The organism is Roseovarius atlanticus (assembly GCF_019802205.1).
GTDB classification, from domain to species: domain Bacteria; phylum Pseudomonadota; class Alphaproteobacteria; order Rhodobacterales; family Rhodobacteraceae; genus Roseovarius; species Roseovarius atlanticus_A.
Map to the genome: position 1 here is coordinate 262674 of NZ_JAHVHQ010000003.1, position 13887 is coordinate 276560.

Consider the following 13887-nt stretch of genomic DNA (forward strand, 5'->3'; position numbering starts at 1 on the left):
TTTCCGCCGTGTCTTGGTGTTGAATTGTCGCCGCCGGTCTGCTCCGATCGGGCGCGACCCCTGGCAGGATGAAGGCATGATACCGATCCACGGCCCGCGCCCCCATTCGACGCGCCGCTATGACAGGCGGCCGGGCGTCTATGCGCTCTTGCCGCGCGGCGGGCGCGTTCTGTTGACCTTTCAGAGTGCCCCGGTTCCGGAGCTGCAACTGCCCGGTGGCGGCGTGGATCGGGGCGAGGCGCCGCTGCGGGCCCTGGCGCGCGAGGTGCTGGAGGAAACCGGCTGGCGCGTCGGCGCGCCGCGCCTTCTGGGGCGGTACCGCCAGTACGGGTACCTGCCGGAATACGACATGTGGGCCGAAAAGCTGTGCAGCATCTACATTGCCCGGCCGGTGCGCCGCCTGTCGGACCCGTATCATCCCGAGCACAGCGTCGTCTGGGTCACGCCCGCCGAGGCCGCCCGCCGCCTGACGAATGCCGGTGATCGGGCCTTTGTCCGTGACGTCCTGCTGGCTCGGTCCTGATGCGCACCCCTTCATCCCTCACCCCGCGATGATTTGCGCGTCGGCCTTGCGGATCGCGTCCCACAGGTTGGGGGGAGGACGCTCGTCCGTGATCAGGGTCAGGCGGGGATTCCAGTCGATGATCTGCTGCAGGGAGCGGTTTCCGAATTTCGACGCATCGGCGAGGATGAAGGCCTCGTCGGAGGCCTCGATCATCGCGGCATAGACCTGACCGGCGTGCAGCAGGGCCTCGCTGACGCCGTTCTCGTCGATGCCGGACGCGCCGGTGATGGCGATCGGCGCTCGGAACTGCTTGATGCATTCGGTGGTCTGGGAGCCGTAGACCAGGCCCTCGCGCGGCTCGACGATACCGGGGAGCGACAGGACCTGGATCAGAGGATTGACCGATAATTCGGTCGCGATGCTGAAGGCGGGGGTCAGGACGGTCAGCTGCCGGTCGATCCCGCGCAGCGCGCGCGCGAAGTGCATTGTCGTGGCGCCGCCGCCGATGAAAAGGCTGCCGGCGTCGCCGATGCTTTCGACCGCCAGCCGGGCAATCTGTTCGCGGGCGCGCGTGTGCAGTTGCAACCGCTCGGCCAGCGCAGGCTCGAACGACCGGGTCCTGACGGCTCCGCCATAGGTGCGCTTGATCCGCCCGGACTCGTCAAGCTCGGTCAGGTCGCGCCGCACCGTCTCGCTGGAGACACCGAGTTCTTCCGCCATCTCGGCCACGCGTATGGAGGGGCTGACTTCCAGGATGCTTAAAATCTGGTCGTGCCGCAGTGTTTTCTTAGACATTTCAGGCCCGTTGGCTGCCTCTCAAGCATGAATATACGCAATTGCCACAAAGAATCGAAACAAAAATGACCGACTTCGGTCAAAAAATGTTGTTAGTCAAAAATTAGATGCTAACGTGGTGACCAACTGCAAAGGGGAATCGCGTGTTCAACTACGGATACTTTTCCTTCGACTCGAAGGACGACCTTCTGAAGAAGGCGGCGGAATACTGGAATCCGGGCAAGGTCAGCTTCTGGAAGGAAGCCGGCACGCCGATGGTGATCGACCGCCGCGAGGGATATTTCCTTTACGACATGTCGGGCAAGCGGCTGATCGACCTTCACCTGAATGGCGGGACCTACAATTTCGGGCACCGTCATCCCGAACTGGTCGAGGTGCTCAAGTCCGGGCTCGATTATTTCGACATGGGCAATCACTGGTTTCCGTCCGTTGCCCGCGCCGCCTTTGCCGAGAAGCTGGTCGCGACGGCGCCGCACACCAAGTACGCGATCTTTGGGGCAGGCGGGGCCGAGGCCGTGGAAATCGCCCTGAAAACATCGCGTTACGCCACCAAGCGGCGCAAGATCGTGTCGATCATCAAGGGATATCACGGCCATTCCGGCCTGTCGGTCGCGGCCGGGGACGAACGCTTTTCCAAGATCTTCCTGTCGGAAAAGCCTGACGAGTTCATCCAGGTGCCCTTCAACGACGTCGATGCGCTGGAACAGGTGTTGAAGAACCGTGACGTGGCCGGTTTCATCATCGAGACCATCCCGGCGACATACGGGTTTCCCATGCCCGAGGACGGTTATCTCAAGGCCTGCCAGGATCTGTGCCGTAAATACGGCACCAAGTTCATCGCCGACGAGGTGCAGACCGGCCTGATGCGGACCGGCACGATGTGGGGCTGGCAGGGATACGGCCTGACGCCCGACATGTTCGTCTGCGGCAAGGGGCTGGGCGGCGGCATCTACCCGATCAGTGCCTGCCTTGCCACGGAGGAATGCGGCCAGTGGCTGGTCGAGGACGGTGCGGCCCATATCAGCACCGCCGGCGGCTCTGAGCTGGGTTGTCTTGTGGGGCATCACGTGATCGAGATGCTGCAACGTCCCGAGGTTGTCTCGAACGTGCATTTCGTGGCGGAGTTCTTTGCCCGCGGCATGGAAGAGATGATGGCGCGCCACAGCGACATCTTCGTGGGCGTGCGCCAGCGGGGCGTCGTTCTGGGGTTGGAATTCGACCACCCGGAAGGCGCTGTCGCGGTGTCGCGTGCACTGTATGAAAACGGGGTCTGGGCGATCTTCTCGTCGCTCGACAAGCGCGTGCTGCAGTTCAAGCCGGGCGTCGTGCTGGACGTCGACACCTGCCAGGAGATCCTGGACAGGTTCGATGCGGCCATGCCGCGCGCACGGGAACTTCTGAAAACCATGAGGCGGGCAGCATGAGCGAGCAGGCTACACTGGACGCGCCGCGTCTTTCGGTCCCGGACAGGGAACTGTCGCGCGCCCGGATGAAGGTGGGCCGCGCGGCATGGGCGGCGCGCTACTACAAGGATTTCAGCCGTGATGCGGTGCTGGCCATCGCCGAGGCCGTGGCCAAGGCAGGATACGAGAAAGCGGCGCAGTTCGCCGAGGAGGCGGTGGCCGAAACCGGCTTTGGCGTGGTGGAGCACAAGACGATTAAGAACCGTCTTTGCACCCATGAGCTGCTGGACTACTACCGCGACCTCGACCTGGTGAGGCCCCGCGTCGACGAGGCGCGCAAGATCATCGAATTGCCGAAACCCGCTGGCGTGGTCTTTGCCCTGGCGCCTGCGACCAACCCGGTCGCGACGGTCTATTACAAGGCGATGCTGGCGATCCTGAGCCGCAACGCCATCGTGCTCAGCCCGCATCCGGCTTCCAGGTCGGTTTCGGCGGCCGCGGCCCAGCATATCGCGCAGGCGGCCGAGGCCGCGGGCGCCCCCGCCGGTCTGATCCAGTGCGTCGAAAATCCGTCGGTGCCGCTGGTGCAGGACATCATGGCGTCCGACCGGATCAACGTCATCCTTGCCACCGGCGGCACCGCGATGGTGCGGGCCGCCTATTCCTCGGGCAATCCCGCGCTCGGGGTGGGGCCGGGCAATGCCGTGGCCTATATCGACCCGACCGCCAGGGTGGATGCCGCCGCGCGCTGCCTGGTCGAGAGCAAGGCGTTCGACAATTCGGTGCTTTGCACCAACGAAAGCGTCGCGATCACGCTGGGCAGCAACCGGGGCAACATGGAACGCGCGCTGCGCTCCGCCGGGGCGCATGTGTGCAACGCCGCCGACACCGACCGGCTGCGCGACTACCTGTTCACCGAGACGGGCTTCAACCTGGAGGCCATCGGCAAGAGCGCCACCTGGATCGCCGAGCGCGCGGGCCTGCGCGTGAATCCGTCGACGAAGATCCTCGTGCCGGTGGTGGAAACGCCGGGCCAGGACGACCTGCTTTTCCGCGAAAAGCTGTGTCCGGTGCTGACGCTGACCGCCGCGGGGGATTTCGAACAGGCCCTGACATTCGCCAAGCACACGACCCGGCGCGGGGCGGGGCATTCGGCCGCGTTCCACGGCGAGGACACCGACCGGCTGGTGGCCTTCTCGCAGGGCGTGCCGGTCTACCGCGTGGTGGTCAACGCGCCGTGTTCGCAAGGCGCGGCGGGATTCGCCACGCATCTGCCGCCGTCCTTTACCATCGGGACCGGCTTTGCCGGGCGCTCCTCGATCGGCGAGAACCTCGGGCCCCAGCACCTGGTCCAGTGGACGCGCATCGCCTACGGCAAGGACGCGCCTGCGGACCTTGGCGGCGTAGACCTCGATGCGGTCTCGTCGGGACGCGCGATGCCTGCGGCCCCCGCCGCCTCACCGGAGCCCGCGGACCCTCAGGGGTCGGGCGACGTCAGCCGCGACGATTTGCGCCGGCTTATCCTGGAAGAACTGCGCAGCCTGAAAGGGGGTGACGCATGACCGATCTTCGTGCGTCGATCTTCATCGATCAGCTTCAGCCCCAGACGCTGGCCTATATCTCGACCTGGATGCGGGGCACGCTGCCGCGTCTTCGGATGGCGGCGCAGATCGTCGAAATCGCGCCCGGGCTGGATGTCGAGGCGCTGACCGATACGGTGCTGAAAAGCGCCGATGTCCACGCCGGCCTCCTGGTGGTCGAACGCCAGTTCGGCACGCTGCAATTCCACTCGCGCTCCACCGCCGAGGTGCATTCCGGGGCCGCGGCCATTCTCGAGGCGCTTGGCAAGACCGCCGACGACGTGGCGCCGCCCAAGATCCTTGCCTCGAAGCTGGTCACGAACGTGGACGACCAGCACGCGTTTCTGATGAACCGCAACAAGCTGGGGTCGATGGTGCTCGGCGGCGACAGCATCTACCTGCTGGAATGCCAGTCCGCCGCCTATGCGATCCTTGCCTGCAACGAGGCGGAAAAGGAAGCGGACGTGAAGCTGATCGACATGCGGATGATCGGGGCGAACGGGCGGCTTTACATGGCCGGGACAGAGGCCGATGTCCGGAATGCGAGAAATGCGGCAGAAGGCGCATTGCGTGATGCAGGAGCGTCGTGATGTCAGCCCTGAGGGACGAGATCCGCGCGATCCTGCGCGAGGAGATTGCCGCGCTGCGCAACGAGGCGGGCGGCATGGCGCCCGCGCGCGAACAGGTGCGCATAGCCTCCGGCGCCGACCTGACCCGCTTTGCCCAGGAACTGGTGCAGCGGGCCGCCGAGCCGGGCTTTGCCGATCGCGTGGCGCGGGGCGAACTGGTGTTCGACCTGGCCACCCCGATGCCCTCGGCCGCGCCGGCCGCTGCCGCGCCGCCGATCGTCACCGGGCCCCGACGCTCCGCGCCGGACCGGCTGGACAAGTCGCTGATCACAGAGCGCGACATCAATGCGCTCTCCGCGTCCGCCCGCAGCCTGCGGATCGCGCCATCAAGCCGGCTGACGCCGCTTGCGCGCGACGAGGCGCGGCGTCGCGGCATCCGGATCGAAAGGGATAAGACATGATACAAGCGCGTGTGATCGGAAAGGTCTGGTCGACCCGTCGCGTGACGTCGCTGCCACGCGGCGCGCTGCTGGAGGTGGAAACGGACGGCGGCGGCAAGCTCATCGCCTTCGACCCGCTTGGATGCGATACCGGCGAGACCGTCCTGGTGACGCAAGGGTCTGTCGCCGCCAGTTACTTTCAAGGCGACACGGTGCCCGTGGACGCCCTGATCATCGGCTCCATCGACGACAAGAAATAACAGTCAAACATGAAGGAAGATACTCATGGCTAACTTAGCAATCGGAATGATCGAAACCAAGGGATACGTCCCCGCGCTTTCCGCGGCGGACGCCATGGTCAAGGCCGCGAACGTGGAGATCGTCGCGCGCAACGAAGTCGGCGGCGGGCTCGTCTCGGTCGTCGTCAAGGGCGACGTCGGCGCGGTCAAGGCCGCCACCGAGGCGGGCGCAGAGGCGGCCAGCCAGGTCGGCGAAGTGACCGCGGTGCATGTCATCCCGCGTCCGCATGCCGATCTTGGCAAGCATTTTTCGGCCGCGGCCGTTTCCAAGTAAGCCCGGGCAGGGGGACAGGACAGGATCATGACGGAACTTCGCGTATATCTGCCGATCAAGGATCTGCAGCCGCAGTTCGCGGCCTATCTGTCCTCGCCCCTGCGGGCGCGCGCCTATCCGCCGTTCCGCGGGCAGAACTCGCTGATCATCGAGGTCGCGCCCGCGCTCAGCATCCACCGCATCGCGGACTTGGCGCTGAAGGAGGCCCCGGACATGGAGCCGGGCATCCTGTTTACCGAACGCCAGTTCGGGCTTCTGGAGCTGCATGCCGACGACATGAAGGATCTCGACGCCGCGGGGCGGGCGATCCTGAAGGGGATCGGCGCCAAGCATACGGATCAGCTGGCGCCGAAGGTGCTGTACCACGACATCATCGAGGACCTGTCGGATCAGCACGCCATCATCTTGAACCGATCGCGTGACGGGTCCATTCTCGTGCCCGGCGTGGCGCTGCTGATCTACGAGATGACACCGGCGCTTTTTGCCTGCGTGGCCGCCAACGAGGCCGAGAAGGCCGCGCCGGAGGCGGTGATCAACGACGTTCAGATGATGGGCGCGACGGGGCGGGTCTTCATGTCCGGCAGCCTGGAGGACATGAAGGTCGCAAGGGACCGGATCACCGAGACACTGAACGAAATCAAAGGCCGCTCCGCTTGAACGGGGCGCAATAAACCAACCAACAGGAGAGAAAAAAATGAAAAAGGGAATTTCGAGAAGACAGTTCGTCGGCCGTTCTGCCGCATTGGCCGGCTTGGCCGCCGCAGGTCCGCTCAGCCCCGCTTTCGCGGCGCGCAGCGACCGGATGAACATCCTTTGCTGGGAAGGCTACAACTCGGACGAGGTGCTTGGACCGTTCCGCGACGCGCATCCCGACGCGACGGTGCGTGCCGAAAGCGGCACCTCAGACCCCGACATGATCAACAAGCTTCGCGCCGGGGAAACCTCGGTCTGGGACCTGATCAACGTAAACCAGCCCTGGGCGCGCGACAGGCTGTACCCGGAGAAGCTGATCAAGCCGCTCGATAAGGATCGCTTCCTGCCGTATTTCGACAAGATGCTGCCGTCCTTCAAGAACCCGCCCTACGAGCTGTCCTTCGCGGATGACGGGGAGCTTATCGGGATGCCGCAGCGCTACGGTCCGTTCAGCTTTGTGGTGAACACCGACAAGATCAGCCGCGAAACGGCCGAGGAGCAGGGCTGGAACCTCTTCCTCGATCCGGCGATGAAGGACCGTTACGGCGTGCTGACCTATGACAACTGGAACGTCATGCACATGTGCCTGACCGCCGGGCTGAACCCGTTCGAGCCTGTCGAGGGCGACAATGTCGAGAAGTTCCGCGAAACCGCCCGGACGATCTTTGGCGGCGCCAAGCTGATGACGGACGATCTGGTGGCGATGAACACCGCCCTGATCAACGGCGAGATCGACGCCTATTTCACCGGCGGGACCTATACCGCATCGCCCGCGCGCTATGACGGCGCCACCAATGTCCGCGCGATCACGCCCCTGTCCGGGCCGGTCGACGGCAAGGGCGGCGTGGTCTGGATCGAGTTGACCTCGCTGGTCAACAACCCGGACCCGAGCGACCTGGCGCAGGACTTCCTCGAATTCGTGCAGACGCCGGAAATCTCCAAGGCCGTGGCCTTTACCGAGGGGACGTACAACCCGGTCAGCCAGATGGGCGACGAGGCCGTCATGGCGCTGTTCGACGCGGACGAACTGGACGCGATCCAGATGGATTCGCTCGAGGAGGAGATGTCACGCTCGCTCGACTACCAGGTCGTGGCCTCCTACGACACGTTGATCGACATCTACACCCAAGAGCGCCGCTCGTAGGCGCGTTCGGTCCCGGTGCCTGGGGCGCCGGGACCGTCTCTTCTGATTTTCCTATTTTCAAGGGTAGAGCATGAATTCCTCGCCTTTTCTGAGCCTGCGCGGCGTCGTGAAGTCCTTCGGAAACTTCACCGCACTCGACCGGATCGATCTCGACATCAAAGAGGGCGAGTTCTTCACGATCGTCGGCCCCTCCGGCAGCGGGAAATCGACGCTCATCCGCCTGCTCGTGGGCATGGACGACCTGACCGATGGCGAGATCCGGTTGCGTGACAAACGCATTGACGACACCCCCGCGAACAAGCGTCCGACCTGCATGGTGTTCCAGTCGCTGGCGCTGTTTCCGCACATGACGGTCGGCCAGAACATCGAGTTTCCGCTGAAGCTGCGCAAGGAAGCCCCGGACCGCCGCAAGGCCAGGGCGCTGGAACTGCTCGACCTTCTGCGCCTGCCGCAAAGCTATTACGACAAGCGCGTCTCGCAATGCTCGGGCGGTGAGAAGCAACGCGTCGCCCTGGCGCGCGCACTGGCTTTCGACCCCGAGATCCTGTTTTTCGACGAACCGCTTTCGGCGCTCGATTATCGCCTGCGCAAGACGCTGGAAAAAGAGCTGAAGGATCTGCACGCCCGCACCGGCAAGACCTTCGTCTACATCACCCACTCCCTCGAGGAGGCGATGGTGATGTCGGACCGGATCGCCATCATGAAACAGGGCAGGATCGAACAGATCTCGGTGGCCGACGAGATCTACGGCGCGCCGGTCAGCCGGTTCGTGGCCGAGTTCATGGGCGAAGTGAACCTGTTCGACGTGACGGTTGCCGCCGATGGGGCGGTGTCGAGCGATGTTCTGTCGAGCCGGTCCGGAGTGAAGCTGAAGCCGACGGGGCAGGGGGCACGTGGCCTGCTCATGGTGCGCCCCGAGTATGTGGGCTTTGCGGATTCCGCCGACGCCTTCGACTTTACCCTGTCCGGCCCGCTGCACGGGGAATACGCGCTTGGGTCGCGCATCCAGTACGAAATCGAGACCCCGACCGGCATGGTCACGGTCGAAAAGCTTCGCGAGGACCGGCGCAGCGTGTCCGAGGGCGAGACGCTGACCGTCGGTTTCAATGTCGAAAACACGCATTTCATCGACGAGGCCCCATGAAGACCCTCGATCAAAAACTCGGCCTTTTCTCGGCCCTGCCGGTGGTGGTGCTGCTGGGGCTGGCGTTCCTTGCGCCGCTGCTTGTGGTGGCGCTGTTCTCGATCATGCCGGCCAAGGTCTTTTCGCTTGCCAATACGCCGGACTTTTCGGCCTATGCGGTGTTCGTGCAGCAGGGCTATTACAAGTCGCTCCTGTGGTCGCTGGGAATGGCGCTGGCCTCCACCGCGATCCTGCTGGTCGTCTGCTGGCCGCTGGCCTATGCCATGGCCAAGATCTTCAAGCGGTTCACGCTGGTCTTGACCATCGCCATCGTCATGAGCCTGTTCGTGTCGGAGAATATCCGGCTTTTCGGCTGGGTCCTGACCCTGATGAAAGGCGGCCTGATCGAAGGACATTTCCGTGCCTTCACCGGCGTCGGGTTCGACAGCCCGCTTTACGGCGTGCCGATCATCGTCTTCGGTCTTGTCTATGTCTACCTGCCGTTCATGCTGTTCCCGCTGGCGCAGGGCATTGCGATGGTGCCCGACGACACCCGCCAGGCCGCCTATGACCTTGGCGCGTCGCGCTGGCAGGTCCTGTGGCAGATCGAGATCCCGCTGGCCGCGCCCGGCATCGTCGTGGGCTCGCTGCTCAGCTTCGTGCTGGCGGCGGGTGCGCTGGCCGAATCCAAGATCCTTGGCGGGCAGGCCGTCATCGCCATCGCCGACGACATCGAAACCGCATTCACCTTCGGCCAGAACTGGCCGCTGGGCTCTGCCCTGTCGATGGTGCTGATCGTGATTATCGGCACGCTTGCGCTGTTCGGTGTCTCCAAGGTCGATCTTGACGCCATCATGGGAAGGAAACGCTGATGAACGCCAGTCGTCTGACCCGGACCGTCCTGTTCATCTACGGGATCGCGATGATCGCGTTCCTGTACCTGCCGCTGGTGTCGGTGGGCTTCGCCTCCGTGTCGCAGGCGCGGTATCTCACCTTTCCGATCCGGCGCTACTCGACCAAGTGGTACGGCGAAGCACTGGAAAGCAGCACGGTCAGCGAGTTGCTGCTGACCTCGCTATCGGTCGCGGTCGTGGTCACCATCGTGTCGCTGGTCTTCGCGTTCTTCGGCGCGCTGGCCTTTGCCCGGTATCAGTGGCGCTTCCGTAACGCGTTTCAGAAACTGATCCTGTTGCCGATCTTCTTTCCGCAGACCGTGCTGGGCCTGGCGCTGTTGATGTGGTTCAACTCGCTTGGCATCATTCCCACCTGGAAGACGGCCGTCGTGGCCCACCTGGTCTGGATCACGCCGATCGCCACGCTGATCGTCGCCATCCGTGCCTACAGCTTCGACCCGGCGCTGGAGGAAGCGGCGCGCGACATGGGGGCGGGGACCTTCACCGTCCTGCGCGAGATCACGTTGCCGCTGCTGATGCCCGGACTGGTGTCGGCGGGTCTGTTCGCCTTCCTTCTCAGCTGGGGCAACTTTCCCCTGTCGCTGTTCACCACCGGCGCGGATTCGACCCTTCCCGAATGGCTCTATGCGAAGATGGTGTCGGGCTATTCGCCGCTCGTGCCCACGCTTGGCATCATGTCCGTGGTCGGATCGTTCCTGCTGATCCTGTTCGCCTTCGCGGTGGTCTGGCTGATGCGGGCAAACAAAGAGGCCAGAACGGCCCAGGACTGAACCAACAAAAGACCACACCAACACGGAGGAAATTCCATGCTTACGTCACTCAAAGGCAAAAGCGTCATCGTCACAGGCGGGTCCAAGGGCATCGGCCGCGGGATCGCCACGGTCTTTGCGCGGCAAGGCGCAAAGCTGACGATCGCCGCCCGCAACGAGGATGACCTGAAAAAGGCCGCAAGCGAGATAGAGGGCGATGTCCGCTACGAAGTGTGCGACGTGGCCGACTGGGACTCGGTCAAGGCCATGGTGGACAGCACCGCCGAGGCGCAGGGCGGGTTGCATGTGCTGTGCGCCAATGCCGGTGCATTCCCGCAGACCAAGATGATCGACATGGACCCCGCCGAATGGGACCAGGTCATGGCCACGAACCTGCGGTCGTCCTTTCTCTGTGTCAAAGCGGCGATTCCGCATTTCGAGAAGGCGGGCAAGGGCCGCGTCGTGATCACCTCGTCCATCACCGGACCGCATACGGGCTTTCCGGGCTGGGCGCATTACGGCGCCTCGAAATCCGGTCAACTCGGTTTCATCAAGACGGCGGCGATGGAATTGTCGCGCTACAACACCACGATCAATGCCGTGATGCCGGGCAATATCTATACCGAAGGTCTGCAGGATCTCGGCCAAGACTATCTCGACACCATGGCCGCGTCGATCCCGCTCAAGCGCCTGGGGGATGTCGAGGATATCGGCAATGCCGCGCTCTTTTTCGCGTCGGACGAAGCGGGCTACATCACCGGCCAGCAAATCGTTATCGACGGTGGCCAGATCCTGCCCGAATCCCTCGAGGCGATGGAAGAGATCTGACGACCGAAAGAGAGGACAGAAAGGGAGATCGCGATGTCCGGATCCGATATGCCACTGGAAGAATTGCTGCGCCATCTTGACCGGCTCGCGCAGCAGTCGCTCTCGCTGTGGGACGTTCCCGACGGGGCCAAGGCGCGGCTGATCAACGTATCGGAAAACGCGACCTACCTGGTGGAGGCGCCGGACGGCTACAGGTCCGTCCTGCGCATCCACCGCGAGAACTATCATTCGCACCGCGCCATCGAGTGCGAGCTTGGCTGGCTCGAAGCGCTCGACCGCGACGGGGTGGTCACCACGCCCGGCTATTATACCGGCAAGAACGGCGACCCGATCCAGCGCGGCAAGGTCGACGGCCTGCCCGATGCCCGCTACATGGTCCTGTTCCATTTCGTCGAAGGCTCGGAGCCCGATGAAAGCGGCGACATGACAGACGGGTTCGAGGAGTTGGGCACCATTGCCGCGCGCTGTCACGACCACGTGCTGGGATGGGACAAGCCGCAGGACTTCGAGCGCCTGACATGGGATGCCGACGCGATGTTCGGCCCCGAGGCGACCTGGGGCGACTGGCGCGACGCGCCGGAGGTCACGCCGGAGGTCGCGCAGGTGCTGGAAAAGGTGGAGCAGACGATCCGCGACCGGCTCGATGCGTTCGGCAAGGCGCCCGACCGCTTCAACCTGATCCACGCCGACATGCGCCTGGCCAACCTGCTGGTGGACGCCAACGGCACCCGCCTGATCGATTTCGACGATTGCGGCTGGGGGTGGTTCCTTTACGATTTCGCCGCCGCCATCAGCTTTATCGAAGACGACCCGCGCATTCCTGCCATGCGCGACGCCTGGGTGCGCGGCTATCGCTCCGTCCGCGAGATGAGCGACGAGGAAGAGGCCGAGATCGACACGTTCGTGATGTTGCGGCGCATGGCGCTGCTGGCCTGGATCGGCAGCCATATCGAGGCGCCCGAGCCGCAGGAACTGGCGCCGGGTTTTGCGGCCACGACGGCGCGGCTGGGCCAGGCCTACATGGACAGGATCGGGGCCTAGCCCCCGCTGGCAAGAGGGGCCGAATGAGCAACTGGAAAACCGCGTTTCGCAGCTTTTACTACGAGACCGCCGAAGAGCCCGAGGACATCGTGCTCGATCCGGCCAGCACAGCGCTGCTGGTGATCGACATCCAGAACACCTATCTCGAAGCTCCGGACGACGACACCGAGGCCCGACGCTGGCAGCCGTTTTTCGACCGGATGAACGATATCGTCATTCCGAACAACGCGCGGCTGATCGAATGGGCGCGTGCGGAAGGGATCGAAGTGATGTTCGCCCGGATCGCCTGCCAGACGGAAGACGGCCGCGACCGCTCGCTCAGCCAGAAGAAACCGGGGTTCAACTATCTGCTGTTGCCCAAGGGGCGCGAAGACAGCCAGATCGTCGATGCGCTCGCGCCGAAAGGCGACGAGATCGTGGTCACCAAGACCACCGACAGCGCGCTCACCGGGACCAACTTGCGGTTGATGCTGCACAATATCGGCATCCGCCACGTGATCGTGTCAGGCATTTTCACCGATCAATGCGTCAGCTCGACGGTCCGCTCGCTGGCCGACGAGAGCTTCGAGGTGCTGGTCGTTCATGATGCCTGCGCGGCGGCCACCGATGCCTTGCACGAAGAGGAACTGAAGATCATCAACATGATCTACTGCCACGTCGTGGGGATGAGCGACCTGGACGGGTTCGTCACCCGCGGCTGACGCGCGCGGATGTTGGCCGGGGGCTGCGGGGGCGGGGCCCCTGCCGCGCGTCAGACCCGAAGGCCGTAGAGGGAACGGGCGGCTTGCGTGTCGTCGAAACGCGCCGCGACCTCCTGCAGGTCTCCGGCGTAGGAGGCGGCATGCTCGAACCGGGTGTGCGGCCAGTCGCTGCCCCAGACGAAGCGACCGGCGGGCAGAAGGCCGGTCAGCCGGTCGAGATGCGCGCGGGTGTCCCGCGTGCCGCGATAGGGCGCGCTCAGCTTGACGAAAAAGCGTTCCCGGTTCGGGCAGGCCTCCAGGGCATCGAGCCAGGGCTCGGCCTGCGCGTCCTGCGACATCGGCAGGCCCATGTGGTCGATGACGACGGCGACGGGCGAGTCGGCCAGGGCAGGCAGATAGTCTGCCCATCGGTCGCTTTCGAGCTGGACCTCGACATGCATCCCGTGCGCGTGAAGAAGGTCGAGGAACCGGCGCACCTGTCTGTCCGCGGGATCAGGCAGCGCTGCGCCGGCGACGAGGTTCCAGCGCACGCCGCGCACCCCCGCCATCGCGAGGTCGCGGAGGTCGGATTCGGGCGCGTCCATGCCGAGGCATGCAATCCCGGCGAACCGATCCTGGTCGAGCTGCGACAGGGCCTTCAAAAGCTGGGAGTTGTCCGTTCCCAGAAAGCTGACCTGCACGATGACTCCGCCGCGCAAACCATGATCGGATTGAAGCCGCAGCCATGTGTCGAGCGGTGCGGGCGCGTGCGGGACATACCGGGCGCCCGGCACCGCACGGATGTGTTCGTAGACATGGGCGTGACAGTCGAAATTTATCACCGGGAGTC

At 64.3% G+C, this 13887-nt stretch carries 17 protein-coding genes; 15 read left to right on the plus strand and 2 right to left on the minus strand.

Annotation, left to right across the window (positions count from 1 at the left end; translation table 11 throughout):
- Window positions 1-76: 76 nt before the first annotated feature.
- Entirely contained in the window at window positions 77-523 is a 447-nt protein-coding gene (locus tag KUV49_RS07135) for an NUDIX domain-containing protein (RefSeq protein ID WP_152491582.1), read from the plus strand.
- Between the two features lie 18 nt (window positions 524-541).
- On the opposite strand, the gene KUV49_RS07140 is transcribed toward KUV49_RS07135, so the two are convergent.
- Window positions 542-1300: a DeoR/GlpR family DNA-binding transcription regulator gene (locus KUV49_RS07140; RefSeq protein ID WP_222449350.1), complete on the minus strand. Its 759-nt coding sequence runs from the start codon at window positions 1298-1300 to the stop codon at window positions 542-544.
- A 143-nt stretch (window positions 1301-1443) separates the two neighbouring features.
- Between KUV49_RS07140 and KUV49_RS07145 the strand changes: the two genes are divergently transcribed.
- The 14 genes from KUV49_RS07145 to KUV49_RS07210 all read left to right on the plus strand — a co-directional run bounded on the left by KUV49_RS07145 (window position 1444) and on the right by KUV49_RS07210 (window position 13058).
- Window positions 1444-2724: an aspartate aminotransferase family protein gene (locus tag KUV49_RS07145; protein WP_222449351.1), complete on the plus strand. Its 1281-nt coding sequence runs from the start codon at window positions 1444-1446 to the stop codon at window positions 2722-2724.
- Window positions 2721-4265 carry an aldehyde dehydrogenase family protein gene (locus KUV49_RS07150; RefSeq protein ID WP_222449352.1) on the plus strand — a complete coding sequence of 515 codons (1545 nt, stop codon included), beginning with the start codon at window positions 2721-2723 and terminating at the stop codon, window positions 4263-4265. The genes KUV49_RS07145 and KUV49_RS07150 overlap by 4 nt, the downstream gene beginning before the upstream one ends.
- The gene (locus tag KUV49_RS07155) at window positions 4262-4873 is read left to right on the plus strand and encodes a BMC domain-containing protein (protein WP_152491586.1); all 612 of its coding nucleotides are present in this window, start codon (window positions 4262-4264) and stop codon (window positions 4871-4873) included. Before KUV49_RS07150 ends, KUV49_RS07155 begins: the two co-directional genes overlap by 4 nt.
- The gene (locus KUV49_RS07160) at window positions 4873-5313 is read left to right on the plus strand and encodes a hypothetical protein (protein ID WP_222449353.1); all 441 of its coding nucleotides are present in this window, start codon (window positions 4873-4875) and stop codon (window positions 5311-5313) included. Before KUV49_RS07155 ends, KUV49_RS07160 begins: the two co-directional genes overlap by 1 nt.
- Window positions 5310-5552, plus strand: coding sequence for a EutN/CcmL family microcompartment protein (locus KUV49_RS07165; protein ID WP_152491588.1), 243 nt, complete (start codon window positions 5310-5312; stop codon window positions 5550-5552). The genes KUV49_RS07160 and KUV49_RS07165 overlap by 4 nt, the downstream gene beginning before the upstream one ends.
- Window positions 5553-5577: 25 nt before the next feature.
- Complete coding sequence (locus KUV49_RS07170; RefSeq protein ID WP_152491589.1) at window positions 5578-5865, plus strand: BMC domain-containing protein; 288 nt, start codon at window positions 5578-5580, stop codon at window positions 5863-5865.
- A 27-nt stretch (window positions 5866-5892) separates the two neighbouring features.
- Window positions 5893-6522, plus strand: coding sequence for a microcompartment protein (locus KUV49_RS07175; RefSeq protein WP_152491590.1), 630 nt, complete (start codon window positions 5893-5895; stop codon window positions 6520-6522).
- A gap of 37 nt (window positions 6523-6559) precedes the next feature.
- Window positions 6560-7702: a PotD/PotF family extracellular solute-binding protein gene (locus tag KUV49_RS07180; protein ID WP_222449354.1), complete on the plus strand. Its 1143-nt coding sequence runs from the start codon at window positions 6560-6562 to the stop codon at window positions 7700-7702.
- Between the two features lie 70 nt (window positions 7703-7772).
- Window positions 7773-8846 carry an ABC transporter ATP-binding protein gene (locus tag KUV49_RS07185; protein ID WP_222449355.1) on the plus strand — a complete coding sequence of 358 codons (1074 nt, stop codon included), beginning with the start codon at window positions 7773-7775 and terminating at the stop codon, window positions 8844-8846.
- Window positions 8843-9697, plus strand: a complete 855-nt coding sequence (locus KUV49_RS07190) for an ABC transporter permease (RefSeq protein WP_222449356.1) — start codon at window positions 8843-8845, stop codon at window positions 9695-9697. Before KUV49_RS07185 ends, KUV49_RS07190 begins: the two co-directional genes overlap by 4 nt.
- Window positions 9697-10509, plus strand: a complete 813-nt coding sequence (locus KUV49_RS07195; protein ID WP_152491594.1) for an ABC transporter permease — start codon at window positions 9697-9699, stop codon at window positions 10507-10509. Before KUV49_RS07190 ends, KUV49_RS07195 begins: the two co-directional genes overlap by 1 nt.
- Before the next feature lie 36 nt (window positions 10510-10545).
- Window positions 10546-11316: a 3-oxoacyl-ACP reductase FabG gene (gene fabG, locus KUV49_RS07200; RefSeq protein WP_152491595.1), complete on the plus strand. Its 771-nt coding sequence runs from the start codon at window positions 10546-10548 to the stop codon at window positions 11314-11316.
- Between the two features lie 33 nt (window positions 11317-11349).
- Window positions 11350-12357, plus strand: coding sequence for a phosphotransferase enzyme family protein (locus tag KUV49_RS07205; RefSeq protein ID WP_222449357.1), 1008 nt, complete (start codon window positions 11350-11352; stop codon window positions 12355-12357).
- Between the two features lie 23 nt (window positions 12358-12380).
- The gene (locus tag KUV49_RS07210; protein WP_222449358.1) at window positions 12381-13058 is read left to right on the plus strand and encodes a cysteine hydrolase family protein; all 678 of its coding nucleotides are present in this window, start codon (window positions 12381-12383) and stop codon (window positions 13056-13058) included.
- A 50-nt stretch (window positions 13059-13108) separates the two neighbouring features.
- On the opposite strand, the gene KUV49_RS07215 is transcribed toward KUV49_RS07210, so the two are convergent.
- Window positions 13109-13879: an amidohydrolase family protein gene (locus KUV49_RS07215; RefSeq protein ID WP_222449359.1), complete on the minus strand. Its 771-nt coding sequence runs from the start codon at window positions 13877-13879 to the stop codon at window positions 13109-13111.
- Between the last annotated feature and the right edge of the window lie 8 nt (window positions 13880-13887).

Excerpts from the sequence above, each read along its gene's own strand:
- KUV49_RS07140 (WP_222449350.1), bottom strand. The coding sequence starts at position 1,300 with ATGTCTAAGAAAACACTGCGGCACGACCAGATTTTAAGCATCCTGGAA.
- KUV49_RS07170 (WP_152491589.1), top strand. The coding sequence starts at position 5,578 with ATGGCTAACTTAGCAATCGGAATGATCGAAACCAAGGGATACGTCCCC.
- KUV49_RS07205 (WP_222449357.1), top strand. The coding sequence starts at position 11,350 with ATGTCCGGATCCGATATGCCACTGGAAGAATTGCTGCGCCATCTTGAC.
- KUV49_RS07180 (WP_222449354.1), top strand. The coding sequence starts at position 6,560 with ATGAAAAAGGGAATTTCGAGAAGACAGTTCGTCGGCCGTTCTGCCGCA.
- KUV49_RS07210 (WP_222449358.1), top strand. The coding sequence starts at position 12,381 with ATGAGCAACTGGAAAACCGCGTTTCGCAGCTTTTACTACGAGACCGCC.
- fabG (WP_152491595.1), top strand. The coding sequence starts at position 10,546 with ATGCTTACGTCACTCAAAGGCAAAAGCGTCATCGTCACAGGCGGGTCC.
- KUV49_RS07175 (WP_152491590.1), top strand. The coding sequence starts at position 5,893 with ATGACGGAACTTCGCGTATATCTGCCGATCAAGGATCTGCAGCCGCAG.
- KUV49_RS07135 (WP_152491582.1), top strand. The coding sequence starts at position 77 with ATGATACCGATCCACGGCCCGCGCCCCCATTCGACGCGCCGCTATGAC.
- KUV49_RS07190 (WP_222449356.1), top strand. The coding sequence starts at position 8,843 with ATGAAGACCCTCGATCAAAAACTCGGCCTTTTCTCGGCCCTGCCGGTG.
- KUV49_RS07165 (WP_152491588.1), top strand. The coding sequence starts at position 5,310 with ATGATACAAGCGCGTGTGATCGGAAAGGTCTGGTCGACCCGTCGCGTG.
- KUV49_RS07155 (WP_152491586.1), top strand. The coding sequence starts at position 4,262 with ATGACCGATCTTCGTGCGTCGATCTTCATCGATCAGCTTCAGCCCCAG.
- KUV49_RS07150 (WP_222449352.1), top strand. The coding sequence starts at position 2,721 with ATGAGCGAGCAGGCTACACTGGACGCGCCGCGTCTTTCGGTCCCGGAC.
- KUV49_RS07185 (WP_222449355.1), top strand. The coding sequence starts at position 7,773 with ATGAATTCCTCGCCTTTTCTGAGCCTGCGCGGCGTCGTGAAGTCCTTC.
- KUV49_RS07195 (WP_152491594.1), top strand. The coding sequence starts at position 9,697 with ATGAACGCCAGTCGTCTGACCCGGACCGTCCTGTTCATCTACGGGATC.
- KUV49_RS07160 (WP_222449353.1), top strand. The coding sequence starts at position 4,873 with ATGTCAGCCCTGAGGGACGAGATCCGCGCGATCCTGCGCGAGGAGATT.